This is a genomic window from Zhihengliuella sp. (genome assembly GCF_031178195.1).
Classification (GTDB): Bacteria; Actinomycetota; Actinomycetes; order Actinomycetales; family Micrococcaceae; genus Zhihengliuella.
On sequence record NZ_JAPSJL010000006.1, the window covers coordinates 46088 to 68103 of the forward strand.

Genomic DNA, 22016 nt, shown 5'->3' on the forward strand with positions numbered 1-22016 from the left:
TTTCGTCAGGAGAGCAGGGATCAGTCGGCCGGGGCCGTCAGTAGGCGAACGCGAGGACGTCGTCGTTCCCCGCGCCCGGCGAGCCGGGGTCGCCGTGGGGGCGATCGCCCCCGGGCCCGTGGCCGTCCGATCGCCCAGCGGCCGGGTCCGGCTCCGGGCCCAGCTCCGGCATCGCGGACCCGACGCCGCCGTTGACGAACCGGGTCAGCAGGACCACCTCGACCACGGCGAGGACCGCGTAGACGCTGGTCAGCGCGATGGTCGAGAACAGCAGCTCGCCTGCCCCCACGCCCGGCGACACGGCGGCTGCGGTGAACATGAAGACCTGGTCGACGCCGTCGAAGTCCGGGTTCGGCGCCACCACGAACGGCTGACGGCCCATCTCCGTGAAGATCCACCCGGCCGAGTTCGCCGCGAACGGCGCGGCGATGCCGAGCACCGCGAGCCGGGAGACCCACTTCCCGCCCGGCACCGTGCCCTTCCGCGTGAGCCAGAGCGCGACCGCCGCGGCGAACGCCGCCATGCCGCCGAAGGTGATCATCAGGCGGAAGCCCCAGTAGGTGACCTCCATGAGCGGGAGGTAGTTGATCTCCTGGCCGGCACGGTCGCCGTACATCGGATCGTCCGGCAGGTGAGTCCCGTACTTCTCCTGGTACTCGGGCAGCAGCGTGTTGACGCCCTTGATCTCCGTGGTGAAGTCGCCGTTGGCCAGGTAGGACAGCAGGCCGGGCAGCTCGTAGACGCCCACGACGTCGTCGCACGTGGTGGCCCCGTCACTGGAGAGGTCGCCGACCGAGAGGACCGAGAAGCCCGTCCCGTCGTGGCAGGCCGCCTCGGCGGCGGCCATCTTCATGGGCTGCTGCTCGAACATCAGCTGGGCCTGCTCGTGGCCCGTGAACGCGGTGCCCAGGAACGCGACGACGGCGACGGCCGCACCGACGCGCAGCGACGTGATCCAGACCCGGTAGTCGGTCCGGTCCCGGCCGCGGCCGTGGGACGGGTCCTCGCCGACGACGACGCGCCCGGCGTCGTCCACCGTGTCGATCCCGGCGGCGCGCCGCTTGTGCAGGTGGTACCAGGAGATGCCCAGCAGGAACCCGCCCGCGACGGCGAAGGCGCCGGCGATGGTGTGCGGGAAGGTGACGAGCGCGGTGTTGTTCGTGAAGACGGCCCAGACGTCCGTCATGACGGCGCGCCCGTCGACGATCTCGGTGCCGACGGGGTGCTGCATCCAGGAGTTGGCCACCAGGATGAAGTAGGCGGAGAGGATGGTGGCTAGGGACGCGCACCAGATGGTGGCGAGGTGGATCCGCTGCGGCAGGCGGTCCCAGCCGAAGATCCACAGGCCCAGGAAGGTCGACTCGACGAAGAAGGCCAGCAGCGCCTCCATCGCGAGCGGGGCGCCGAAGACATCGCCGACGAATCGGCTGTACTCGCTCCAGGCCATGCCGAACTGGAATTCCTGCACGATGCCGGTGGCGACGCCCATGATGAAGTTGATCAGGAAGAGCTTGCCCCAGAACTTGGTCATGCGCAGCCAGTGCTCCCGCCCCGTGCGTACCCAGATCGTCTGGAAGACCGCGACCAACAGGCCGAGGCCGATCGTCAGCGGCACCATGAGGAAGTGGTAGACCGTGGTGATGCCGAACTGCCACCGGGCGATGATCAGCGGGTCCGCATCGAGGACCGAGGCCAGGAAATCCATTGCCGCTCCAACCTGAGGGGGTTGCGGGGGATAGTTCTACGCGTCGTAGAACTACATCTACGCTCAGTAGAATACTCCACTTCTACATTGCGTAGAACGTTTCCTTCCCCACATCTCGCCCGCTGCGCGGACCGATTCACGAAGGTGTTCTACATCACAATGACCCGCCGCGTCCCCGGAGTTCCGGGCCCGCCGCCGTTTCCCCAAGGACTGCTGACCTGGCGTGTCGCATCGAGGACTTGAATTCCGCACCACTCGTATGTCGTTAATGTCCTCGCATTAGGTGAGCCTTACTTTAGGGCTCAAGTGCAGACCGCACTCACAGATCAGGAGACATCGATGCCGCCTCTGGGTACCCCGACGCTCGCCGACGCCGTCGGCCCGCACTCGCTCACGGCCGCCGACCAGCTGCTCGCCGGCGAGACCGTCCAACGCTTCGTCGCCGAGGCCGGCGCCGCCACCCTCGTGGCCGCCAACGCGGTCGCGACGGCGTCCGGGCCCAGCACCGGGCCGCGGGTCGCGGAACTGGCCGGCCGGGTCGACGCCGTCGACCTGTCCTCCCCGCTCGGCAGCACCGAGGCGGCCCTCGCCGAGGCGGCGGACCTGTACCTGCGGGACGCGGTGTATTTCCACCACCCCGGCTACATGGCCCACCTGAACTGCCCGGTCGCCATCCCGGCCGTCGCCGCCGAGGCCCTGGTGACGAGCGTGAACAGCTCCCTGGACACGTGGGACCAGAGCGCCGGTGCCACGCTGATCGAGCGCCGGCTGGTGGAGTGGACGGCCGGGCTGATCGGGTTCCCGGGAGCCGGCCCCGCCGCGGTCGACGGCGACCGTCCCGGCGCCCGCGCCGGGACCGGCGCCGGCACCTCCCCGGACGGCATCTTCACCTCCGGCGGAACGCAGTCCAACCTGCAGGCGATGCTCATCGCCCGCAATCACGCGGTGGCCGGGCGCCCGGGGCCGCTGCCCTCCCGGCTCGCCGACCTGCGGATCTACGCGAGCACCGAGTCCCACTTCAGCATCGCCAACGCCGCGGCGATGCTGGGGCTGGGCAAGGACGCCGTCGTCCCCGTCGCCACGGATGCCGCCCACCGACTGGACGCCGACGCCCTCGCCGCCCGGCTCGCCGAGGGCGCCGCCGCCGGGACCCGCCCGATGGCGATCGTCGCCACCGCCGGCACCACCGACTTCGGGGCGATCGACCCGCTGCCGGGGCTGCGCCGCCTCGCCGACCGGTACGGCGCCTGGTTCCACGTCGACGCCGCGTACGGCTGCGGCCTGCTGGTCTCCCCCGGCCACCGGGGCCTGCTGGACGGGATCGAGCACGCTGACTCGGTGACGGTCGACTTCCACAAATCCTTCTTCCAGCCCATCGGCTCCAGCGCCCTGCTCCTGCGCGACGGCGGGCTGTTCGGCCACGTCACGCACTACGCGGACTACCTCAACCCGGCGGCGCAGGCCGGCACCGTCCCGAACCAGGTGGACAAGTCCCTCCAGACCACGCGCCGCTTCGACGCCCTGAAGCTGTGGGTCACGCTGCGCTCGATGGGGGCCGACGCGATCGGCGCGATGTTCGACGAGCTGATCGACCTGGCCACCGCCGCGGGCGACTCCGTCCGTCGGCACCCGGACCTCGAGCTCGCCGCCGAGGTGCAGCTGAGCACCGTGGTGTTCCGCTACGTCCCCCGGCACGCGAAGCTGGACTCCGCCCGCCTGGACGCCCTGCAGGACGCCATCCGCGCGGAGCTGTACGCCTCCGGCCGGGCGATGGTCGCCGCGACCACGGTCCGCGGCGCCACCGCCACCGCCTCCGCGGCCGCCGGCACCGAGGCAGCGGCCGGCCACGGGGCCCGCCACCTCAAGCTCACCCTGCTCAACCCGCGCACCACCCTGGCCGACGTGGAGCAGGTGCTCGCCGCCGTCGTGCGCCACGGCGAACGCCTGCTCGCCACCGGGGTGCCCCACCAGCCCGTTCCCAGCCAGCCCGTTCCCAGCCAGCCCACTCCCGGCGAGCCCGCTGCCAGCGAGCCCGCCCGAGCCGAAGGAGGCGCCCGATGACCGCGGTGCAGCCCGCCCGTCACACCCCCGCATCCCGCCCGTCCGACGTCGTCTACGACGCCGTGGGCGTCGGCGCCGGGCCCTTCAACCTCGGCTTCGCGGCCCTGGCGCAGAGCACCGGGCTGGACGTCGCCGTGTTCGACGCGAACGAGTCCTTCGCCTGGCACCCCGGCATGATGCTGCCGGGCACGCACCTGCAGGTGCCCTTCATGGCCGACCTCGTCACCCTGGCGGACCCCACGCACCCGCTCTCCTTCCTGAACTATCTCAAGCGCCACGGCCGGATCTACCCGTTCTACATCCGCGAGGACTTCTACGCCCTCCGCGCCGAGTACAACGCGTACCTCTCCTGGGCGGCGGAGCAGCTGCCGTCCGTCCGGTTCGGCCACGCGGTCACGGACTGCCGGCACGACGGCGACGCCTACGTCCTGACCGTCCGCTCGCCCGAGGGCCCGCTCACCGTGCGCGCCCGGCACCTGGTGCTCGGCACAGGGACGCAGCCGTACGTGCCGGACACCGTGGATCCGGTGGCGCTGGCCTCCGGAGCCGTCTTCCACACCAGCGAGTACACGCGCCGGCGGCCGGAGCTGCTCGCCGGTGGGGCCGGTGCAGCGAGCGCCGCGGCGGCGGCCGGACCGCAGGCCGCGACGCCGCCGCGGCGGATCGCCGTCATCGGCAGCGGGCAGTCCGCGGCCGAAGTGGTCGCGGACCTGCTAGAGAACCTGGGCACCCTGCCGGACGGCACGGAGCAGGAGCTCGTGTGGGCCACCCGCTCCCCACGGTTCTTCCCGCTCGAGTACACCAAGCTGACCCTCGAGATGACGTCGCCGGACTACATCGACCACTTCCACGGCCTGCCCCAGTCCGCGCGGGACCGCCTCTCGGCGGAGCAGAAGGGCCTCTACAAGGGCATCAACGCCGACCTGATCGACCACCTGCACGAGCTGCTGTACCAGCGCAGCCTCGAGCCGGGGTGGTCGCCGGACCGCGTGCGGCTCCTGACCTCCACCGCGCTGGAGGCCGCGGAGACCACCACCGGAGGCCGGGTCGGTCTGCTGCTCTCCCACGAGGAGGACGGCGGCGCGCACCGGCTGGACACCGACGCCGTCGTGCTCGCCACCGGGTACCGCTACGCCGAGCCCGACTTCCTCGCCGGCGTCGCCGAGCGGATCCGCCGACTGCCGGACGGCCGACTCGACGTCGACCGCGAGTACTCCGCCGGCGTCCACGGCGACATCCTGGTGCAGAACGCCGAGCTGCACACCCATGGCTTCACGGCCCCCGACCTCGGCATGGGCGCCTACCGGAACTCCGTGATCGTCAACCGCCTGGCCGGCCGCGAGGTCTACCCGGTGGAGCGCCGCATCGCGTTCCAGGAGTTCGGCACGCCCCAGCCCGCCCCCACCCCCGCCCACACCCTCCAGGAGGCCGCCCGATGACCACCGAGACCCTCGACACCGCTGCCGGAACGCCCGCCGCCGCGCTCTCCGCCGCACTCGCCACCACCGCGGGTCCGGAGGCCGCGCCCGACGCCGGCCCCACCGTGCACGACGCCGGCGCGACCTCCGCGGTGCCCGGCCGGACCTTCTCCTTCCGGCCCGTGGACGCGGGGGCCGACGCGCAGACCCTGCAGCGCTGGATCGCCACCGAGCACGCCCGTTTCTGGGGCATGCCGGACGCCACACCGGAGGAGGTCCGCGCCGAGTACGCGCGGCTGGGCGGCTCCCCGCACCACCACGCCCTGATCGCCGAGACCGAGACCGGCCCCGCTTTCCTCCTCGAGGTCTACGACCCCCGGCACTCGCAGCTCGCCGGGCAGTACGCCTGGCGCCCCGGGGACGCCGGGCTGCACCTGCTCCTGCCGGAGCCCGAGGGCGCCCCGGTGCCCGGCTTCAGCCAGGCCGCCATGGAGGCCGCGGTGGACCACGTCTTCGCGGACCCGGCGGCGGCACGGATCGTCGTGGAGCCCGACGCCCGCAACACCGCGGTGCACGCGCTCAACTCGCGCGTCGGGTTCCGCCCGGCCGGGCGGGTGGATCTCCCCGAGCACGACGGCGAGCCCGCCAAGCGCGCACTGCTGTCCTTCTTGGAGCGGAAGGACTTCGCACGGGCCACCGGGCGCCCCAGCAGCATCGCGGCCCACCTGGACCCGGTCCGCTGGAAGGCCGCGCACCGGCACGTGCTGGCGAAGGCCCTCGGCGAGTTCGCGCACGAGCGCCTGCTCGAGCCGGAGCACATCGCCCCCGAGCCCATCGCGCCGGGCCGGGCCGACTCCCAGCAGCCCGACCCCGAGTCCGCCGTGTACGGCGTCCGGGCGGTGAGCGACGGCGTCGCGCACGAGTACCGCTTCGCCGCGACGCGGCACCTGCTCAACCACTGGCGGGTGGACCCGGACTCGCTGGAGCATCTCGCGGACGGCGAGCCGGCCGGCGTGGACGCCCAGGAATTCGTGGTGGCCTTCCGCGAGCCGCTGGGCCTGAGCGCCGCGCAGCTGCCCGTCTACATCGAGGAGCTCGGTTCCACGCTCGCGAGCCACTGCTACAAGCAGCTGCACTCGGATGCCACCGCGGCGGAGCTCGCGGCCGGGACCGGGGACGCGATCGCGGACTTCCAGCGCCTCGAGGCCGCGATGACCGAGGGCCACCCGTGCTTCGTCGCCAACAACGGGCGGCTCGGCCTCGGTGCGCAGGACTACCTGGAGTACGCCCCGGAGACCGGGGCCGCCGCCTCGCTCGAGTGGGTGGCCCTGCACGCCAGCCGGGCCAAGTACTCCGCCGTGGCAGGGCTGGACCACCGCACGCTGCTCCGCGACGAGCTCGGCGCGGCGACGCTGGCGCGGTTCGACGCCGCGGTGGCCACCGCCGTCGCCGGGACCGGCCTGGACGCGGCCGAATTCCTCTACCTGCCGGTGCACCCGTGGCAGTGGGAGCACCGGCTCGCCGTGACCTTCGCGCCGGACGTCGCCACCCGGCACATGGTGCACCTGGGCAGCAGCGAGGACCTCTACCAGCCGCAGCAGTCCATCCGGACGTTCTTCAACCGCTCCCGCCCGGACCGGCACTATGTCAAGACGGCCCTGTCCGTAGTGAACATGGGCTTCCTGCGCGGCCTGAGCGCCAAGTACATGGAGTCGACCCCGGCGATCAACGAGTGGCTCGAGGAGCTGGTGGGCGCGGACGCCGAGCTGCACGAGCGGCGCGTGGAGCTGCTGCGGGAGGTCGCCGCCGTCGGCTACACGAGCCCGCTCTACACGGCGGCGACCGACGAGACGTCGGCTCACCGGAAGATGCTCGCCGCGCTGTGGCGCGAGTCGCCGGTGGCGCGGCTGGGCGACGGCGAGCGCCCGGCCACCATGGCCGCGCTGCTGCACGTCGACGGGCAGGGCCGCTCGCTGGCCGCGGCCCTGATCCGCCGGTCCGGGCTGGACGCCGCCTCCTGGCTCGAGTGCTATTTCGACGCCTACCTGGTCCCGCTGGTCCACTGCCTGGTGAAGTACAACCTGGTGTTCATGCCGCACGGTGAGAACGTCATCCTGGTGCTGCGCGACGGCGTGCCGAACCGCATGCTGATGAAGGACCTGGCGGAGGAGGTCGCCGTCGTCGACGCCGGCAGCGAGACGCGGGTGGACCTCCCGGAGGAGGTCGCGCGGATCCGCGCCGAGGTCCCGGCGGACCAGCACGTGCTGTCCATCTTCACGGACGTGTTCGACTGCTTCTTCCGGTTCCTCGCGCCCCTGCTGGCCGAGGAGGGCCTGATCGGCGAGCACGAGTTCTGGCGTGTAGTCGGCGAGCGCCTCCGCGCCTACCGCGAGCGTAACCCCGACCTGGCCGCACGGTTCGACGAGCTGGGTCTCTTCGCCGACGAGTTCGCCCTGTCCTGCCTCAACCGGCTCCAGCTGCGGAACAACCGGCAGATGCTGGACCTCGGCGACCAGGCGGGCGGACTCATCTACGCGGGGACCCTGAAGAACCCGATCACGGGCTGATCACGCCTGTCCTCGGTGACGGTCAGCCCTCTGAGTAGCCGGCGGGGACTTGGAGGCGGGCCGGGACCCGCTCGCGGATCAGGCGGATGGCCTCCTCGCCCTTTCGGAACGTCGCGGCGAGCAGCGGGATCTCGAAACCGTCCGCGGTCTGGACGGACACGCCGTCGAGCACATCGTCGTCGTACGCCTCCAGGGCGACGATATCGGTCCACCGGACGAGGATCGATTCGTCGTCCAGCGTCGCCCGGAATCCGTCGTCGCCGATGACGAGGCGCGTCGAGCGGGGCTCCCGGGTGACCGTCGCCAGCATCGAGCGGCCGAAGGCCCTGCCGTCGATCGGCGGTGCCGGCCGGGGGCGGCGGACCGGGGCGACATGGCCGACGGCCGGATCCACAGACTCGTCGAGCGCGTCCTCGGGGAGACCGACCAGCAGCGTCGACTCCAGGGACTCGAGGCAGCGGCGGACGTCCTCCGGCGTCGCACCGGTCAGGGCCGCCTCCACGGCCTCCGGCCCGGCTGGCGGCTCGTCGAACAGCAGCGAGTTCACCTGCGCGTAGCCGTACTCGATCCGGAGTCCCGGCTCGAGGCGCTCGTGGGCTAGGGCCGCCAGAACCGCGTCGACGTCCTGCGGCGGCAGTCCCCGGTCCCGGGTCTCGCGCAGGAGACGGAGTGCCGTCTGCGCGATCTCGACGGCGTGCGCGGGACGGGCGTCGAACGCGATCGTCACGAGATCGGTCTCGCGTGCGAGCTGGAGACGGTGGGTCTCGGCGCCATAGATCAGCGCGGCCCGCCGCCTCAGTTCCCGGATCAGCCGGCGCTCCAGACACATCAGGACGCCGCTCACCAGGGCGTCGAGTCCGCTGGACGCGCTGACCGTCCTGAAGGACAGACTCGCCTGGCGCCCGCCCGAGAGATACTCGCACGGGCCCTCTACGACCACCGGCGCTGCGACCGGGGGCAGGTTCCGGTCGCCGGACGGGAGCGCGGAGAGGTCTGCCGTCAGGGGCGGTTCCCCGGCCCAGAGCAGGACGGCGTTCTCCCGCACGAAGTAGGTGCTCGCGTACCGGGCGATCTCCTCGACGGTCAGCAGCTCGAGCCAGTCCGAGTCAGCGCTGTTCAGGCCGGCGCCCCGGAGACCCATCGAGTTCATCGCGGCCTCCGCGGCGACGGGGTGGACCGGGGACGCCTCGCCCTCGGCCCGGATCACGGCCACCGCGCTGGCCAGCTCCGCGGCCGAGACCCGGCCGTCGGCGATCCTCCGCAGCGACCCGGCCAGTCCGGTCAGGCTCTCCCCGACGACGTCGCCCGGTCCGGAGAACTCGAACCTCGTGGTGCGCGACTCGACGCAGCCGTTAGTCGGGTACACCGGCTCGGGCAGCCCGTCCAGGGCCAGGTGCTCGATGACGTGGGTGATCCCTGCGGTCACGCAGCTCTCGTCTCGGGCACCCACGCCGAAGATCAAGCTCGTCTGCAGCGGTCCGAGCGGTTCCACTCGGACGGTCCGGACAGCCCCGGCGATCCCTGTTTCAGCGGTCATCTCTCCCCCAGGCCTCGTGCATCAGATGCCTCATCATAGGTGGCGCGGAGGGACGCGGGACCCGTTGTCCCAGGACAGAGGCCCGCGTCCCGGGCGCGGGGTCTCCGGGCCCGCCACGCGAGGGCCGCGGTCGACCCATAAGCTGGACGGATGAAGACTGGCTTTCCACGTTCTCAGTCCAGGAGCACCTGGGTCGACGCCGCCGTCCAGGAGATCGAGGCCGACGCGACCCGCAGCGCCGACACGCACCTGCACCGGCTCAGTCTCCCGGCGTCGTGGGGTATCGACCTCTACCTCAAGGACGAATCGACCCACCGCACCGGCAGCCTCAAGCACCGGCTCGCCCGCTCGCTGTTCCTCTACGGCTTGGTCAACGGCTGGATCACGGAGGGCACCACGATCGTCGAGGCCTCCAGCGGCAGCACGGCCGTCTCCGAGGCGTACTTCGCCCAGCTGCTCGGGCTGGACTTCGTCGCCGTGATGGCCGCCAGCACGAGCGCGGAGAAGATCGAGCTCATCGAGCAGTTCGGCGGCCGCTGCCAGCTGGTGGACGATCCCGGCGCCGTCTACTCGGTCGCCGAGCGCATCGCCGCGGAGACCGGCGGCCATTACATGGACCAGTTCACCTACGCGGAGCGGGCCACCGACTGGCGCGGCAACAACAACATTGCCGAGTCCATCTACGAGCAGCTCTCCGCCGAGCGGCACCCCGTGCCGGCCTGGATCGTCGTCGGCGCCGGCACCGGGGGCACCAGCGCCACGATCGGCCGCTACGCCCGGTACCACCGCCACAGCAGCCGGCTGGCGGTGGCCGATCCGGAGGGATCGGCGTTCCTGCCGGCGTGGGAGGCCTGGCACGACGGCGACGACCCGGCCGCCGTCGTCGGCTCGCCGAGCCGGATCGAGGGCATCGGGCGGGCCCGGCCCGAGCCGAGCTTCGTCCCGTCGGTGATCGACGTCGTGACCCGCGTGCCGGACGGCGCGTCGGTGGCCGCGATGCGCCATCTGGAGCGGCGGTTCGGCCTGAGCGCCGGCCCGTCGACGGGCACCAACCTGTGGCTGACCTGGCAGTTAATCGCCGACATGCTGCAGCGGGGCGAACGCGGCAGCGTCGTCACCCTGCTCTGCGACAGCGGGAACCGCTACCTCCGCAGCTACCGCGACCCCGCCTGGCTGGCCGGCAGGGGCATCGATCCAGAGCCGTTCGACGGCGTCATCGACGACTTCCTGTCCACGGGCGCCTGGTCGCGGGCCGCACGGGACGGGTAGCCCGAGAGGGTGGTGGATCGAAGGGGCCGACGGCGTCCTCAGCCGAGGAGGCGCCGGACGGCCTCGATCTCGGCGTCCCCGAGCCCGGCGGCGGGATCCCCACCGGGCCGGCGCAGCAGGGCCTCCACATCCATGGCGTCGAGGAACTCGCGCAGCCGTCCGAGTTTGGCATCCAGGATCCGGGCCAGCTCGGCGGGTTCCAAGTGCGATTCGTAGGGGTGCTTGACCGAGCTGACCGCGTGCCACGCGTTGATGCCGCGCAGCGCCACGGCGTACTGCTCCTCGATCAGATCCGTCCGTCCCGCCAGCTGCAGCGCGAGGCTGACGATGAGCCCGGTCCGGTCGCGGCCGGCGGAGCAGTGGATCACCACCGCACCGCGCTCCGCCGCCGCGCCGACGTGCCGGAAGACGTCGGCGATCCTGTCGGGGAACAGCCGGACGTTGGCGGCGTAGTAGGCGGGGTCGCTCAGGTACGCGCCCACCTGGGCCATGAACTCCGCATTGGTCTGGTCCTCGGTCGGACAGTTGACGACGGCGATCCGAGGCTCCCAGCCCTCCGGCAGCTCGGGGTCGGTGGGACGGCGCGAGCGCTCCCCCGGATTGCGGAGGTCGAGGACCGTCCGGACGCCGTCATCCTGCATCTGCTGCCACCCGGCCGGGGTGAGCCACTCGCTGCGGCCCATCCGGTACAGTCCGCCGGCGACGTGGTGCGCGTTGACGGCACCCTCCCAGGACAGGCTGGAGTGCGCGTCGGGCTCCGCAGGTGCTGCACCGGTCCCGATAGCATTCCGTTGCTGGTGCCGCTCCATGCGATCACGCTAGCGTGTCGGGTCTCAGTGGCGCCGCTACTCGACCACGGCAATCCGTTCGACCTGGAACATCGGCACGGTGGTCGATCCGCCAATTTGAGTGTCGTAGGTGAATGATCCAAGAGATGTCGCCGTGACCTGGACTTGGTCGTCCGCAATGACGTCGTCCAGAACCGGACACTCGCTGTCGCCGTCACCGGCCATGAAAATCGAATTGTGCTCGTAGTCCCAGGTATCCGCCATATTCTGGTGCGAAATATCCGCACGGAATATGCAGGTCCCGGTCGCCGCATCGAATTGCGTGACATGGCCGTACAGGACGACGGTTTTATCGACGTGATCGTCGGGCCGCTTCACCAGCAACGCCAGATCCCGCTCGCTCATCGGTTTGGCCTCATCGATCCGGGCCTTCTCGGCTGCGGCCGCCTCGGCTTCGGCTTTGGCCTTCGCCTCCGCCTCGGCTTTGACCCTGGCCTCCTCTGATGCCTGGGCGGCGGCTGCGGCCGCCGAAGCGCTCGCCGCTGCGGCTGAAGCACTGGCCTCGGCCGCCGCCGATTGACTGGCCGCGGCGGCGGATGCGCTCGCCTCCGCGGCAGCGGCCTCCGACGCCGCTGCCTGAGAGGCGGACGCCTCGGCGGCGAGCTCCTCCTCGCTGGGCCCGCAGCCCGTCAGAACCAGGAGCGCGCCCACCGAGAGAGCAGCGGTGACCGGCCGCCACGAAGGCCGCCGAAGACGCGATGAAGAGTGCTTAAAGTTACCCAACTCATTCCCCCCTATGAGTTCAAGGTGAGTCGATTTCCGTTAATTCCGGGAATCGTCCGCTCAGTTTAGAGCCGGCTCTGAGAGGGGGACAAGAGCAGGTTGATAACTTTTCGGAGACCACGTCCGACACTGCGTCACAATCCGAATCCAACACCGAACTCGGTCTGACACGGCCTCAGCTCCAGTCGAAGAACCCTCGGCCGGACTTGCGGCCCAGCTCGCCCTGGGCGACCTTGTCCCGCAGGATCTGCGGCGGGGCGAAGCGCGGACCCAGGGTCGACTCGAGGTACTCGGCGATGCCCAGCCGGACGTCGAGCCCCACGATGTCGGTGGTGCGCAGCGGGCCGGTGGGGTGCTTGTAGCCGAGGACCATGGCGTTGTCGATGTCGTCCGGAGAGGCGACGCCCTCCTCGACCATCCGCATGGCCTCGAGCGCGATCGCGACGCCGAGCCGCGACGACGCGAAGCCGGGGGCGTCGTTGACGACGACCGGCGTCTTCCCGAGCGCCTCGGTCCAGGCCCGGGCGTCCGCGACGAGGGCCTCCTCGGTCTGCTTCCCGATCACGACCTCGATCAGCTTCGACGCCGGCACGGGGTTGAAGAAGTGCAGCCCCAGGAAGCGGCCCGGCCGGCGCAGCTGCTCGGCGATTCCCGAGACGGAGAACGACGACGTGTTGGACGCCAGCACGGCGTCCTCGCCGAGGCGCTCCTCGACGTTGCGCAGGGACTCGATCTTCAGGTCCCAGACCTCCGGCACGGCCTCGACCACGAGATCCCGATCGGCGAAGGCGGCGTAGTCGGTGCTCACGCGCAGCCGCGCGGCGTAGTCGCCCTCGGGCAGTCCGCGCTCGATCGACTTCGCCACCGCGGACTCGACGCGGTCGCGCGCGGCCGCCCCGGCGTCGTCGTTCGCCTCGACGACCACGACCTCCGCGCCGTTGATCAGGAAGGCGTGGGCGATGCCGGCGCCCATGCGGCCGCCGCCGAGGACGCCGACTCGTGCGGGCAGGAGAACGTCGGTCATGGTCTCTTCTCTCACTTCTCGGACCCGGACTTCTTGCGGTCCAGGAACTCCTGCATGCGCCGGAACTTCTCCTCCGACTCGAAGAGCATCCCCTGGGCCAGGGTGTCGATCGCGGGGTGTGCCTCGCGCGGGGCGTGGAACACGGACTTCGTGATGCGGAGGGCCAGGGGGTCCTGGGCGGCGATGCGGTCCGCCAGGGCGTGGGCGGCGTCGAGCAGCTCCGGGCCCGGCACCAGCTCGGTGACGAGTCCGGCGCGGAGGCACGCCTCGCCGTCGAGGATCCTGCCGGCCAGCAGGATCTCCTTGGCCAGCGGCTCGCCGACCAGTTCTTTCAGCCGCCACGTGGCCCCGGCGGCGGCCATGATCCCGAGGTTGGCCTCCGGCTGGCCCATCCGCAGCTCAGGCGTGCCGATGCGGAAGTCCGCGGCGTAGGCGAGCTCCGCCCCGCCGCCGAGCGCGTAGCCGTCCAGTGCGGCGATGACCGGCAGGGGCAGCCGGGCGATTCGGTCGAAGACGCCGGAGTTGATGCCGGCGAGGGCATCCGCACGACGGCGCTCGCGCAGCTGGGCGATGTCCGCGCCGGAGGCGAAGATCCCCTTGGCGCCCCTCGGGTTCTCCTCCGTGGGCGCCTGCGAGGGCGTCCCGGAGAGGATCAGGATCCGGGGCGTGCGCTCCAACTCGGCGCAGACCGCATGGAGCTCGTCCACCATCGTCTGGTCGATCGCGTTGCGCACCTCGGGCCGGTGCAGCTGCACCAGGAGGCGGTCCTCGCCGTCGGTGAGCCTGAGCGTGGTGAAGTCGGCGGCGTCGAGCATCAGACCCGCTCCACCAGCAGAGCCGCGCCCTGTCCGACGCCGACGCACATGGTCGCCAGCCCCATCGAGCCGGGACCGGCCTCGCGCTCGAGGCGGCCGAGCAGCGTGATCGCCAGCCGGGACCCGGACGATCCGAGCGGGTGGCCGAGGGCGATCGCGCCGCCGTCGTTGTTGACGGTCTCCGGATCCAGCCCGAGCTCGCGCACGCAGGCGAGCGACTGGGAGGCGAACGCCTCGTTGAGTTCGACGGCGGCCACGTCGCCCAGGCTGCGGCCCGTGCGCTCCATGAGCTTGCGCGTCGCCGGGACGGGGCCGAGACCCATGATCTCCTGGGCCAGCCCGGCGGAGGCGCCCCCGAGGATGCGGGCGCGCGGCGTCAGACCGTACTTCCCCACCGCGGCCTCGGAGGCCACGATGATGGCGGAGGCGCCGTCGTTCAGGGCGGAGGAGTTGCCGGCGGTGACCACCGAGCCGCCCTTGACCACGGGGCGGAGCCCGGCGAGGACCTCGGCGGTGGTCCCGGGGCGGGGGCCCTCGTCGGTGTCGACGACGGTGACCCGGCCCTTGCGGTCCCTGACCTCGATGGGGACGATCTCGTCGGCGAACCGGCCGGCCTCGATCGCGGCGAGGGCCCGCTCGTGGGAGCGGACGGCGAACGCGTCGCAGTCCTCGCGGGAGACCTCGCGGACGCGGGCGACCTCCTCGGCGGTCTCCGGCATGGAGTAGGTGGCCTTGCCGTCGCGGGAGAGCTCGCCGGAGAGGAAGGCGGGGTTCGGGAAGCGCCAGCCGATCGAGGTGTCGTGGACCTGCCCCGGCTTGGCGAAGGCGGTGGCCGGCTTCTCCATGACCCACGGGGCTCGGGACATGGACTCGACGCCGCCGGCCACCACGATGTCGGCCGCGCCGGCGGCGATCATGTGCTGGGCCATCGTGATGGCGGACATGCCGGAGGCGCAGAGGCGGTTGACGGTGATGCCCGCGACCGTGTCCGGGTAGCCGGCGAGCAGCCAGGCCATGCGGGCGACGTTGCGGTTCTCCTCGCCGGCGCCGTTGGCGTTGCCGAGGATCACCTCGTCGACGACGGCCGGGTCGAGGCCCGCGCGTTCGACGGCGGCGCGCACCGTGAGGGCCGCGAGGTCGTCCGGGCGGACCGAGCTCAGGGCGCCGCCGTAGCGGCCCACCGGCGTGCGGGCCCCGCCCACCAGGAATGCTTCTGCCATGGATGCTCCTTCGGATCCCCGGCCTGCGGCAGCCGGGGTGGCCTGCCGGGACGGTCGGGCCGCGGGGCGGCTGCCGCCGGGTCCGCGGATTGCTGACTGGATGACCGACCGAATTACCGACCGTTCGTTCACTAATAGTGTCACCGGTCACCGCGACGGTCAACCGTCCCCGGGTCTTGTCACCACCGGGGGCCGCGTCTAGGTTGAGCGCATGAAGCCGACTCTTCAGCTCGTCCTCGACTGCGCCGATCCGCACGAGCTCGCGGCCTGGTGGGCCGAGACGCTCGAGTGGGAGGTGGAGCCGAGCAACGAGGACTTCATCCGGCGGATGATCGCCGACGGCCACGCCACCGAGGCCGATACCCGCGAGTTCCGCGGCACGCTGGTCTGGCGGGAGATGGCGGCGCTCCGTGAGCCGGGCGGCCCCGGCCGGATACTCTTCCAGCTGGTCCCCGAGCCCAAGACCGTGAAGAACCGCATGCACCTGGACCTGCACCTGGGACCGGACGGGCACGGCACCGACCAGGAGGGCCGGGACCGCGCCCGCGACGGCCTCGTGGCACGCGGCGCCACATTCCTCTACTCCGAGCGCCAGGGGCCGTTCGAATGGCACACGCTCGCCGACCCCGAGGGCAACGAGTTCTGCGTCGCCTGAGGCTCTAGGAGTAGAACTCGTTGGCCGGCTCGTGGTGCCGCACCCGGAGCCAGCCGAGCCACAGGGCGACGGCGAACAGCGGCACGCAGGCGATCGTGTAGAGGCCGAGGCGGAACACGTCGCCGGTGGCCGGGTCCACCCGGGTGTCGAAGGAGACGAGCACGCCGATGAGCAGCAGCGCGCCCAGACCGATCCAGCTGGTCCACGGCGAGCCCGGCATGGGCAGCGTGGAGACCCGCCCCTCCTTCCGCCGCAGCCCGAGCTGGGAGGCGAAGATCGCGCCCCACGTGCAGAGCACGCCGATCGACGCGGAGTTCAGCGCCAGCTCGAACGCGTACGTCCCGCCGAGCCAGATGTTCAGCAGGATGCCGAAGAAGTAGAGCACCCCGACCGTCAGGATGGCCGCGTACGGCACGTGCCGGCTGTTCATGCGGGCCAGCCACACGGGCGCGTGGCCGTTGTGGGCCATGGCGCGGAAGACGCGGCCCATGGAGTACAGGCCGGAGTTGCACGAGCTGAGGGCGGCGGTGATGACCACGATGTTCATCGCGTCCCCGATCCACGAGGCGCCGATCTGCGAGAACACGGTGACGAACGGGGACTCCCCGGCGCTGTAGGCGTCGTGCGGCAGCAGCATCGCCAGCAGCGTCACGGAGCCGACGTAGAAGACCACGATGCGCAGCACGACGGCGCGGATGGCCTGGGGGACCTCGCGCTCGGGGTCCTTGGCCTCGCCGGCCGTGATGCCGACCATCTCGATGCCGTTGTAGGCGAAGATCACCGAGTTCAGGACGAGGATCGAGACCATCACGCCGTTCGGGAAGAGCCCGCCGTCGGAGGCGAAGAGGTTGGACACGGTGGCGGTGTGCTCGCCGATGCGGGCGTTCATCACCACCAGGACCGTGCCGACCACGAGGAAGATGACGATCGCGGAGACCTTCAGCAGCGACGCCCAGAACTCGGTCTCGCCGAACGCCTTGGCGCTGAAGAGGTTGATCGAGACCAGCAGGAGCAGGGCCGCGATCGCCGCGACCTCCAGCGGAACGTTCGGGAAGAAGAACTGGAAGTACAGGCCGATCGCGATGAGCTCGGCGATGCCGGTCATGATCCAGTTCAGGGCGTACATCCAGCCGGAGAGGTACGCGCCCTTGGCGCCGAACATCTCGCCGGCGTAGCTGACGAACGAGCCCGACGTGGTGCGGTACATGACGAGCTCGCCGAGCGCCCGCATGAGGAAGTAGGCGATGACGCCGGCCAGCGCGTAGGAGAGCAGCAGGGCCGGGCCGGTGGTGGCGAGGAGGCCGCCGGCGCCGAGGAACAGGCCGACGCCGATGGCGCCGCCCATGGCGATCATCTGGATGTGCCGGCGGGAGAGGGACTTCTGGTAGCCCTCGGCGGTGAGGGCGGAGGTGGTTTCCGGGGCGGCGGTTCTCGCGTCCGGACGCAGGGATTGTGACACGCGCGCTTTCCTTGTGGGTTAGCAGATGAGGGGGATGTCCACCACCTTCGCCGGGTGCGGCGGGAAGGGCGACAGCGCAATAGTGTAGACCTCGTCACTGGGAGCGGCCGCCGTCGGGCCCCGCCTCGCCGTCCGCACCGCCTCCGGCGCCGCCCCTGCCGGCACCGAGGGCGCGGGATTAGACTCGGTCCGTGACCACTGACCCAGCTTCCATGCCCCAGCAGGTTTCCGACGTGTTCGACCCGGCGCAGTGGCGCGTTGTGGACGGCTTCGACCTGCAGGACGTGACCTACCACCGCCAGGTCGAGCGCGACGCCGGCGGCAGGATCGTCCGCGACCTGCCCACCGTGCGCATCGCCTTCGACCGGCCCGAGGTCCGCAACGCGTTCCGCCCCGGCACGGTCGACGAGCTCTACCGGACCCTGGATCACGCCCGGATGACGCCGGACGTGGCGACCGTCCTGCTGACCGGCAACGGCCCCTCCCCCAAGGACGGCGGCCACAGCTTCTGCTCCGGCGGCGACCAGCGCATCCGCGGCCGCGACGGCTACCGCTACGCCGACGGCGACTCGGCCGAGACGATCGACCCGGCCCGCGCCGGCCGCCTGCACATCCTCGAGGTCCAGCGGCTGATGCGCACCATGCCCAAGGTCGTCATCGCCGTCGTCAACGGCTGGGCGGCCGGCGGCGGGCACTCGCTGCACGTGGTGGCGGACCTGACGATCGCCTCCCGCGATCACGGGAAGTTCAAGCAGACCGACGCGACGGTCGGCTCGTTCGACGCCGGCTACGGCTCGGCGCTGCTCGCGCGGCAGGTGGGCCAGAAGTTCGCCCGCGAGATCTTCTTCCGCGCCAAGACGTACACGGCCGAGGAGATGGTGGCCATGGGCGCCGTCAACGAGGCGGTCCCGCACGAGAAGCTGGAGGAGGTCGCGCTCGACTACGCGGCGGACATCGCCCGCCAGTCGCCGCAGGCCGTCCGCATGCTCAAGTTCGCCTTCAACCTGGCCGACGACGGGCTCGCCGGGCAGCAGGTCTTCGCCGGCGAGGCGACCCGCATGGCCTACATGACCGACGAGGCCGTGGAGGGCCGGGACGCGTTCCTGCAGAAGCGCGATCCGGACTGGTCCGCGTTCCCCTACTACTTCTAGGCGGCCATGGCCACCGATTCCGTTCTGCGCCTGCTCGGTGCGCTCACCGACGCGCTCGGCGGCGGTCCCGCCGTCGAGCCGGTGGACTCCGGCACGCCGGGGGCCCCGGAGCTCCTCCGGCCGGACGACGCCGGCGAGGAGACCGCCGTCGTCATCCGCACCTCCGGGTCCACGGGCGCCCCCAAGCGCACGGCGCTGAGCGTGGAGGCCCTCGCGGCGTCCTCCGAGGCGACCGCCCGCCATCTCCGCGCCGAGGGCCAGTGGCTGCTGGCCCTGCCGACGCACTACGTCGCCGGGGTCTCCGTCCTCGCGCGGAGCCTGTTCGCGGGGACGCAGCCGGTCGCGGTCGACCTTGCCGAGCGCTTCACGCCGGAGCGGTTCGTGCAGGCCGCCTCCGCCCTGACGGACCGGGTCCGGATGACCTCGCTGGTCCCCACGCAGCTGCAGCGCCTGCTCGAGGACCCCGCACCGGAGACACTGGCCGTCCTGCAGCGCTTCGACGCCATCCTCGTCGGCGGCGGCCGCACCCCGGACGCTGTGCGCGCCGACGCCGCCCGGCACGGGCTGCGGGTCCGCCTCACCTACGGCATGAGCGAGACCTGCGGCGGCTGCGTCTACGACGGCGTGCCGCTGCCCGGCGTTGCCGTGCGCGAGGCCGGCGGCCGGCTCTCCCTCGGCGGACCCATGGTCGCCACCGGGTACCTGGGCGACCCGGAGCGGACCGCCGCGCACTTCGGCACGGACGCCGACGGTCTCCGCTGGTTCCTCACCGACGACGTCGGCACCTACATCCCCGACCCCGCGCCCACGGCTCCTCCGGCGGGCGCCCTCGGCGAGTACGACGGCGGCGCCCCCGACCCGACGACCGGCACCGGCCTGGTCACGGTCGAGGGCCGCATCGACGACGTCGTCATCACCGGCGGCGTCAAGGTCTCCGCCGGGGCGGTGCAGCGCGTCCTCGAGGGCGTCCCCGGCGCGGGCGACGCGCTCGTCGTGGGCGTCCCGGACGACCACTGGGGCGCCGTCGTCGCGTTCGCCTACACGGGCGACGCGGAGGGCGAGGCGCTGGCGGCCGCCGTGCGCGCGGAGCTCGGTCCCGCGGCGGCGCCGAAGCGCTGGGTGCGGCTGCCCGGGATCCCCCTCCTGCCGAACGGCAAGCCGGATCGGCAGGCCGTCGTCGCCCGGTTCGCGTAGGCGGGCCCGGCCCCCGGCGCCGCTGCGGGCGGTCCCGATTCGGACAAACCCGGGCCGCGGGCGGACAATGGGGCGTCGGAATTCGTCCGGGCCATCCGGAGCTGCGCGGCCCGGGCCGGCAGTCGGCGCAGGAGCATGCAGAGGAGACGTTCAGTGGCAACCGTGGGGCAATGGATCGCAGGCGCACGGCTGAGGACGCTCCCGATGGCGGTCGCGCCGGTCATCGTCGGTACGGCGGCCGCGTACGAGGTGGACGAGCGGCTCCACTGGGAACGCGCCCTGCTAGCCGCGTTCGTGGCCCTCCTGCTCCAGATCGGTGTCAACTACGCCAACGACTACTCGGACGGGATCCGCGGCACGGACGACCAGCGGGTGGGGCCGCTGCGGCTGACTGCGTCCGGCCTGGTGCCGCCGCAGCGCGTGAAGGCCGCGGCGTTCGCCTGCTTCGGCGCCGCCGCTGTGGCCGGGCTCGCCCTGGTGCTGCTCTCCCAGGCATGGCCCCTGCTGCTGGTCGGCGTGGCCGCCATCCTCGCCGCCTGGGGCTACACAGGCGGTGCGAACCCCTATGGCTACCAGGGCCTCGGCGACCTCTTCGTGTTCCTCTTCTTCGGGCTCGTGGCCACCCTTGGGAGCACGTTCACCCAGGTGCTCCAGCTCACGGGACCGGCGTGGATCGGCGCGGTCTCCACCGGCCTGATCGCCGCGGCGCTGCTCATGGCCAACAACGTGCGGGACATCCCCACCGACCGCGAGGTCGGGAAGCGGACCCTGGCCGTGCGGCTGGGCGACGAATGGGCGCGGGCCAGCTACGTGCTGATGCTGGCGCTGGCGATCCTGCTGCCGATACTGCTGGTCGGAGAGTACCCGTGGCTGCTGCTCGTGGTGCTGGCGGCGCCGCTGTGCCTGATGCCGTCGTGGACGATGCTCCGCTCCACGGAGCGGCAGGCGCTGATCCCGGTCCTCAAGCAGACCGGCGCCATCAGCCTGGCCTACGCGGCGCTGTTCGCCGGCGGGCTGGTCATCACGGTGATCCTGCGGAACGTCTGATCGTCAGTCGCGGTCCTCGGCGGCCGCGTCCTCGTCGGCGATCCGGTTCCGCCGGGCCCTGCGGTCGCCGGACATCCGCGCCGCGAGCTCCTGCGACGCCGCCAGACGCAGCCGGTTGAAGAAGAGATAGCTGACGGCGAAGGCCACCACCAGGCCGATCAGGGCACAGATCCACAGGTTCCACCCCAGCCCCCAGTAGAGCGCGGCGAAGACCGCGGCGAAGAGGGCCAGGCGCAACAGGGTGAACTTGAGAAACTGCACCCGCCCATCCTACTGGCCGACGAATCGCCGCCCCGCGCTGGCGAGCCTAGAATTGGAGAATGGTTCTCCGCGTCGCAATCATCGCCTCGGTCATCGCGCTCTTCATCATCATCTACGCGCTGATCGACTGCCTGCGCACGCGTCCGCAGGATGCGCGCAGCATCTCCAAGCCCGCCTGGGTGCTCAGCATCCTCCTGCTCCCCCTCGTCGGCGCCCTGCTCTGGTTCTTCCTCGGCCGTCCGCGCAACTCCCCGGCCCCGGAGGGCTACTCGGCCCCGGGGTCCTCCTCCCGCAGCTCGGCCCCGGACGACGACGAGGCGTTCCTGCGCCGGCTCGCCCAGGAGCGCGCGCAGAAGGCCCGCGAGGCCGAGCTCAAGCGCCGTGAGGACGAGCTCAAACGACGCGGCGGCCCCGCCGGTGGCGCCGGCCAGGCGAAGGGCGAGGGCCCGGAGGGCGACGGCACCGAGGGCGACGGCACCGAGGGCACGGCCTCCGGCGGCGACGCCGACGGGTCCGACGGCGACCGCCCCGGACGGGGCGGGAATCCGGCCTGATGCGCTGAGCCTCACCGGTGGACGACGTCCACCGTCTCCTCGCCGCCCTCCGGGGCGAACACGATCCGCGCCTCGTCCGGGACCGGCCCTCCCACGGTGTCCGCGGAGAACGTGTGTGTCGTCCCGGTGAAGTCCGCGGTGCAGGGCCCGTCCGATTCCTCCTCGAAGACGACCGTCAGACGGTCGCCGTCGTTCTCGAAGGACGTGGCCACGGGCAGGCAGCTGGAGCTGCCCCACGTGACCACCTGCACGGTGCCGTCTCCGACGTCGACGACCACCGGCAGCGCCTCGTCCCCGACCGGCAGCTCCACACCGTCCGGTGTGCCCCCGGCCCTGCTCTCCGCGACGCCCGGCCCCGCGCAGCCGGCGAGGAGCAGGGCCGCCGCTGCTGCGGCGAGGGCCTGCGGCGCTGTCCATGACCTGCTGGTACGCATGGTCCCTCCCGTGTCCGGTGCAGCCTTCAGAATCGCACCCGGCCGATGGAGTTTCAAGGCCGGGAGCCGGCACA

Annotated in this window: 19 protein-coding genes; 9 read left to right on the top strand and 10 right to left on the bottom strand. The window is 71.8% G+C overall.

Annotation, left to right across the window (positions count from 1 at the left end; translation table 11 throughout):
* Window positions 1-37: 37 nt before the first annotated feature.
* A complete protein-coding gene (locus tag RIN46_RS09850) occupies window positions 38-1705 on the bottom strand; it encodes a cytochrome ubiquinol oxidase subunit I (RefSeq protein WP_309081039.1) in 1668 nt (555 codons plus the stop codon).
* Window positions 1706-2044: 339 nt separating this feature from the next.
* Between RIN46_RS09850 and RIN46_RS09855 the strand changes: the two genes are divergently transcribed.
* From RIN46_RS09855 to RIN46_RS09865, 3 genes are read left to right on the top strand one after another with little or no spacing between them, the layout of a single operon-like run.
* Window positions 2045-3766 (top strand): pyridoxal-dependent decarboxylase, encoded by a 1722-nt coding sequence (locus RIN46_RS09855; RefSeq protein ID WP_309081038.1) that lies wholly within the window; start codon window positions 2045-2047, stop codon window positions 3764-3766.
* Entirely contained in the window at window positions 3763-5205 is a 1443-nt protein-coding gene (locus RIN46_RS09860; RefSeq protein ID WP_309081037.1) for a SidA/IucD/PvdA family monooxygenase, read from the top strand. The genes RIN46_RS09855 and RIN46_RS09860 overlap by 4 nt, the downstream gene beginning before the upstream one ends.
* On the top strand, window positions 5202-7751 hold the full coding sequence (locus tag RIN46_RS09865; RefSeq protein WP_309081036.1) for a GNAT family N-acetyltransferase: 2550 nt from the start codon (window positions 5202-5204) through the stop codon (window positions 7749-7751). The genes RIN46_RS09860 and RIN46_RS09865 overlap by 4 nt, the downstream gene beginning before the upstream one ends.
* 22 nt (window positions 7752-7773) lie before the next feature.
* Here RIN46_RS09865 and RIN46_RS09870 read toward each other — a convergent pair whose 3' ends face one another.
* Complete coding sequence (locus RIN46_RS09870) at window positions 7774-9288, bottom strand: insulinase family protein (protein ID WP_309081035.1); 1515 nt, start codon at window positions 9286-9288, stop codon at window positions 7774-7776.
* A 150-nt stretch (window positions 9289-9438) separates the two neighbouring features.
* Between RIN46_RS09870 and RIN46_RS09875 the strand changes: the two genes are divergently transcribed.
* On the top strand, window positions 9439-10557 hold the full coding sequence (locus RIN46_RS09875; RefSeq protein ID WP_309081034.1) for a PLP-dependent cysteine synthase family protein: 1119 nt from the start codon (window positions 9439-9441) through the stop codon (window positions 10555-10557).
* Between the two features lie 38 nt (window positions 10558-10595).
* Here RIN46_RS09875 and RIN46_RS09880 read toward each other — a convergent pair whose 3' ends face one another.
* From RIN46_RS09880 to RIN46_RS09900, 5 genes are all read right to left on the bottom strand, one after another.
* Window positions 10596-11366 (bottom strand): tyrosine-protein phosphatase, encoded by a 771-nt coding sequence (locus RIN46_RS09880; RefSeq protein WP_309081033.1) that lies wholly within the window; start codon window positions 11364-11366, stop codon window positions 10596-10598.
* A gap of 36 nt (window positions 11367-11402) precedes the next feature.
* Window positions 11403-12056, bottom strand: a complete 654-nt coding sequence (locus tag RIN46_RS09885; RefSeq protein WP_309081032.1) for a hypothetical protein — start codon at window positions 12054-12056, stop codon at window positions 11403-11405.
* Window positions 12057-12303: 247 nt separating this feature from the next.
* Window positions 12304-13152: a 3-hydroxyacyl-CoA dehydrogenase family protein gene (locus RIN46_RS09890; RefSeq protein ID WP_309081031.1), complete on the bottom strand. Its 849-nt coding sequence runs from the start codon at window positions 13150-13152 to the stop codon at window positions 12304-12306.
* An 11-nt stretch (window positions 13153-13163) separates the two neighbouring features.
* Window positions 13164-13967, bottom strand: a complete 804-nt coding sequence (locus tag RIN46_RS09895; protein WP_309081030.1) for an enoyl-CoA hydratase/isomerase family protein — start codon at window positions 13965-13967, stop codon at window positions 13164-13166.
* Entirely contained in the window at window positions 13967-15187 is a 1221-nt protein-coding gene (locus RIN46_RS09900; protein ID WP_309081029.1) for an acetyl-CoA C-acyltransferase, read from the bottom strand. Before RIN46_RS09900 ends, RIN46_RS09895 begins: the two co-directional genes overlap by 1 nt.
* A gap of 211 nt (window positions 15188-15398) precedes the next feature.
* On the opposite strand from RIN46_RS09900, the gene RIN46_RS09905 reads away from it, so the two are divergent.
* Window positions 15399-15842 (top strand): VOC family protein, encoded by a 444-nt coding sequence (locus RIN46_RS09905; protein ID WP_309081028.1) that lies wholly within the window; start codon window positions 15399-15401, stop codon window positions 15840-15842.
* 4 nt (window positions 15843-15846) lie between these two features.
* Here RIN46_RS09905 and RIN46_RS09910 read toward each other — a convergent pair whose 3' ends face one another.
* Window positions 15847-17301 (bottom strand): amino acid permease, encoded by a 1455-nt coding sequence (locus tag RIN46_RS09910; RefSeq protein WP_309081027.1) that lies wholly within the window; start codon window positions 17299-17301, stop codon window positions 15847-15849.
* 212 nt (window positions 17302-17513) lie between these two features.
* Here RIN46_RS09910 and RIN46_RS09915 point away from each other — a divergent pair, with 212 nt between their 5' ends.
* The 3 genes from RIN46_RS09915 (at window position 17514) to RIN46_RS09925 (ending at window position 20693) form a co-directional block, all read left to right on the top strand.
* Entirely contained in the window at window positions 17514-18452 is a 939-nt protein-coding gene (locus tag RIN46_RS09915; RefSeq protein ID WP_309081058.1) for a 1,4-dihydroxy-2-naphthoyl-CoA synthase, read from the top strand.
* Window positions 18453-18458: 6 nt separating this feature from the next.
* A complete protein-coding gene (locus tag RIN46_RS09920; RefSeq protein WP_309081026.1) occupies window positions 18459-19646 on the top strand; it encodes an AMP-binding protein in 1188 nt (395 codons plus the stop codon).
* 153 nt (window positions 19647-19799) lie between these two features.
* On the top strand, window positions 19800-20693 hold the full coding sequence (locus tag RIN46_RS09925; protein ID WP_309081025.1) for a 1,4-dihydroxy-2-naphthoate polyprenyltransferase: 894 nt from the start codon (window positions 19800-19802) through the stop codon (window positions 20691-20693).
* Window positions 20694-20696: 3 nt separating this feature from the next.
* On the opposite strand, the gene RIN46_RS09930 is transcribed toward RIN46_RS09925, so the two are convergent.
* Complete coding sequence (locus tag RIN46_RS09930; protein ID WP_309081024.1) at window positions 20697-20954, bottom strand: DUF4229 domain-containing protein; 258 nt, start codon at window positions 20952-20954, stop codon at window positions 20697-20699.
* A gap of 59 nt (window positions 20955-21013) precedes the next feature.
* Here RIN46_RS09930 and RIN46_RS09935 point away from each other — a divergent pair, with 59 nt between their 5' ends.
* Window positions 21014-21508 carry a PLDc N-terminal domain-containing protein gene (locus RIN46_RS09935; protein WP_309081023.1) on the top strand — a complete coding sequence of 165 codons (495 nt, stop codon included), beginning with the start codon at window positions 21014-21016 and terminating at the stop codon, window positions 21506-21508.
* 11 nt (window positions 21509-21519) lie between these two features.
* Here the strand turns inward: RIN46_RS09935 and RIN46_RS09940 are convergent, their stop codons facing one another.
* Entirely contained in the window at window positions 21520-21942 is a 423-nt protein-coding gene (locus RIN46_RS09940) for a hypothetical protein (RefSeq protein WP_309081022.1), read from the bottom strand.
* Window positions 21943-22016: the final 74 nt, after the last annotated feature.

Coding starts and splice junctions, on each gene's coding strand:
- RIN46_RS09850 (WP_309081039.1), bottom strand. CDS start 1,705: ATGGATTTCCTGGCCTCGGTCCTCGATGCGGACCCGCTGATCATCGCC.
- RIN46_RS09855 (WP_309081038.1), top strand. CDS start 2,045: ATGCCGCCTCTGGGTACCCCGACGCTCGCCGACGCCGTCGGCCCGCAC.
- RIN46_RS09860 (WP_309081037.1), top strand. CDS start 3,763: ATGACCGCGGTGCAGCCCGCCCGTCACACCCCCGCATCCCGCCCGTCC.
- RIN46_RS09865 (WP_309081036.1), top strand. CDS start 5,202: ATGACCACCGAGACCCTCGACACCGCTGCCGGAACGCCCGCCGCCGCG.
- RIN46_RS09870 (WP_309081035.1), bottom strand. CDS start 9,288: ATGACCGCTGAAACAGGGATCGCCGGGGCTGTCCGGACCGTCCGAGTG.
- RIN46_RS09875 (WP_309081034.1), top strand. CDS start 9,439: ATGAAGACTGGCTTTCCACGTTCTCAGTCCAGGAGCACCTGGGTCGAC.
- RIN46_RS09880 (WP_309081033.1), bottom strand. CDS start 11,366: ATGGAGCGGCACCAGCAACGGAATGCTATCGGGACCGGTGCAGCACCT.
- RIN46_RS09890 (WP_309081031.1), bottom strand. CDS start 13,152: ATGACCGACGTTCTCCTGCCCGCACGAGTCGGCGTCCTCGGCGGCGGC.
- RIN46_RS09895 (WP_309081030.1), bottom strand. CDS start 13,967: ATGCTCGACGCCGCCGACTTCACCACGCTCAGGCTCACCGACGGCGAG.
- RIN46_RS09900 (WP_309081029.1), bottom strand. CDS start 15,187: ATGGCAGAAGCATTCCTGGTGGGCGGGGCCCGCACGCCGGTGGGCCGC.
- RIN46_RS09905 (WP_309081028.1), top strand. CDS start 15,399: ATGAAGCCGACTCTTCAGCTCGTCCTCGACTGCGCCGATCCGCACGAG.
- RIN46_RS09915 (WP_309081058.1), top strand. CDS start 17,514: ATGCCCCAGCAGGTTTCCGACGTGTTCGACCCGGCGCAGTGGCGCGTT.
- RIN46_RS09920 (WP_309081026.1), top strand. CDS start 18,459: ATGGCCACCGATTCCGTTCTGCGCCTGCTCGGTGCGCTCACCGACGCG.
- RIN46_RS09935 (WP_309081023.1), top strand. CDS start 21,014: ATGGTTCTCCGCGTCGCAATCATCGCCTCGGTCATCGCGCTCTTCATC.
- RIN46_RS09940 (WP_309081022.1), bottom strand. CDS start 21,942: ATGCGTACCAGCAGGTCATGGACAGCGCCGCAGGCCCTCGCCGCAGCA.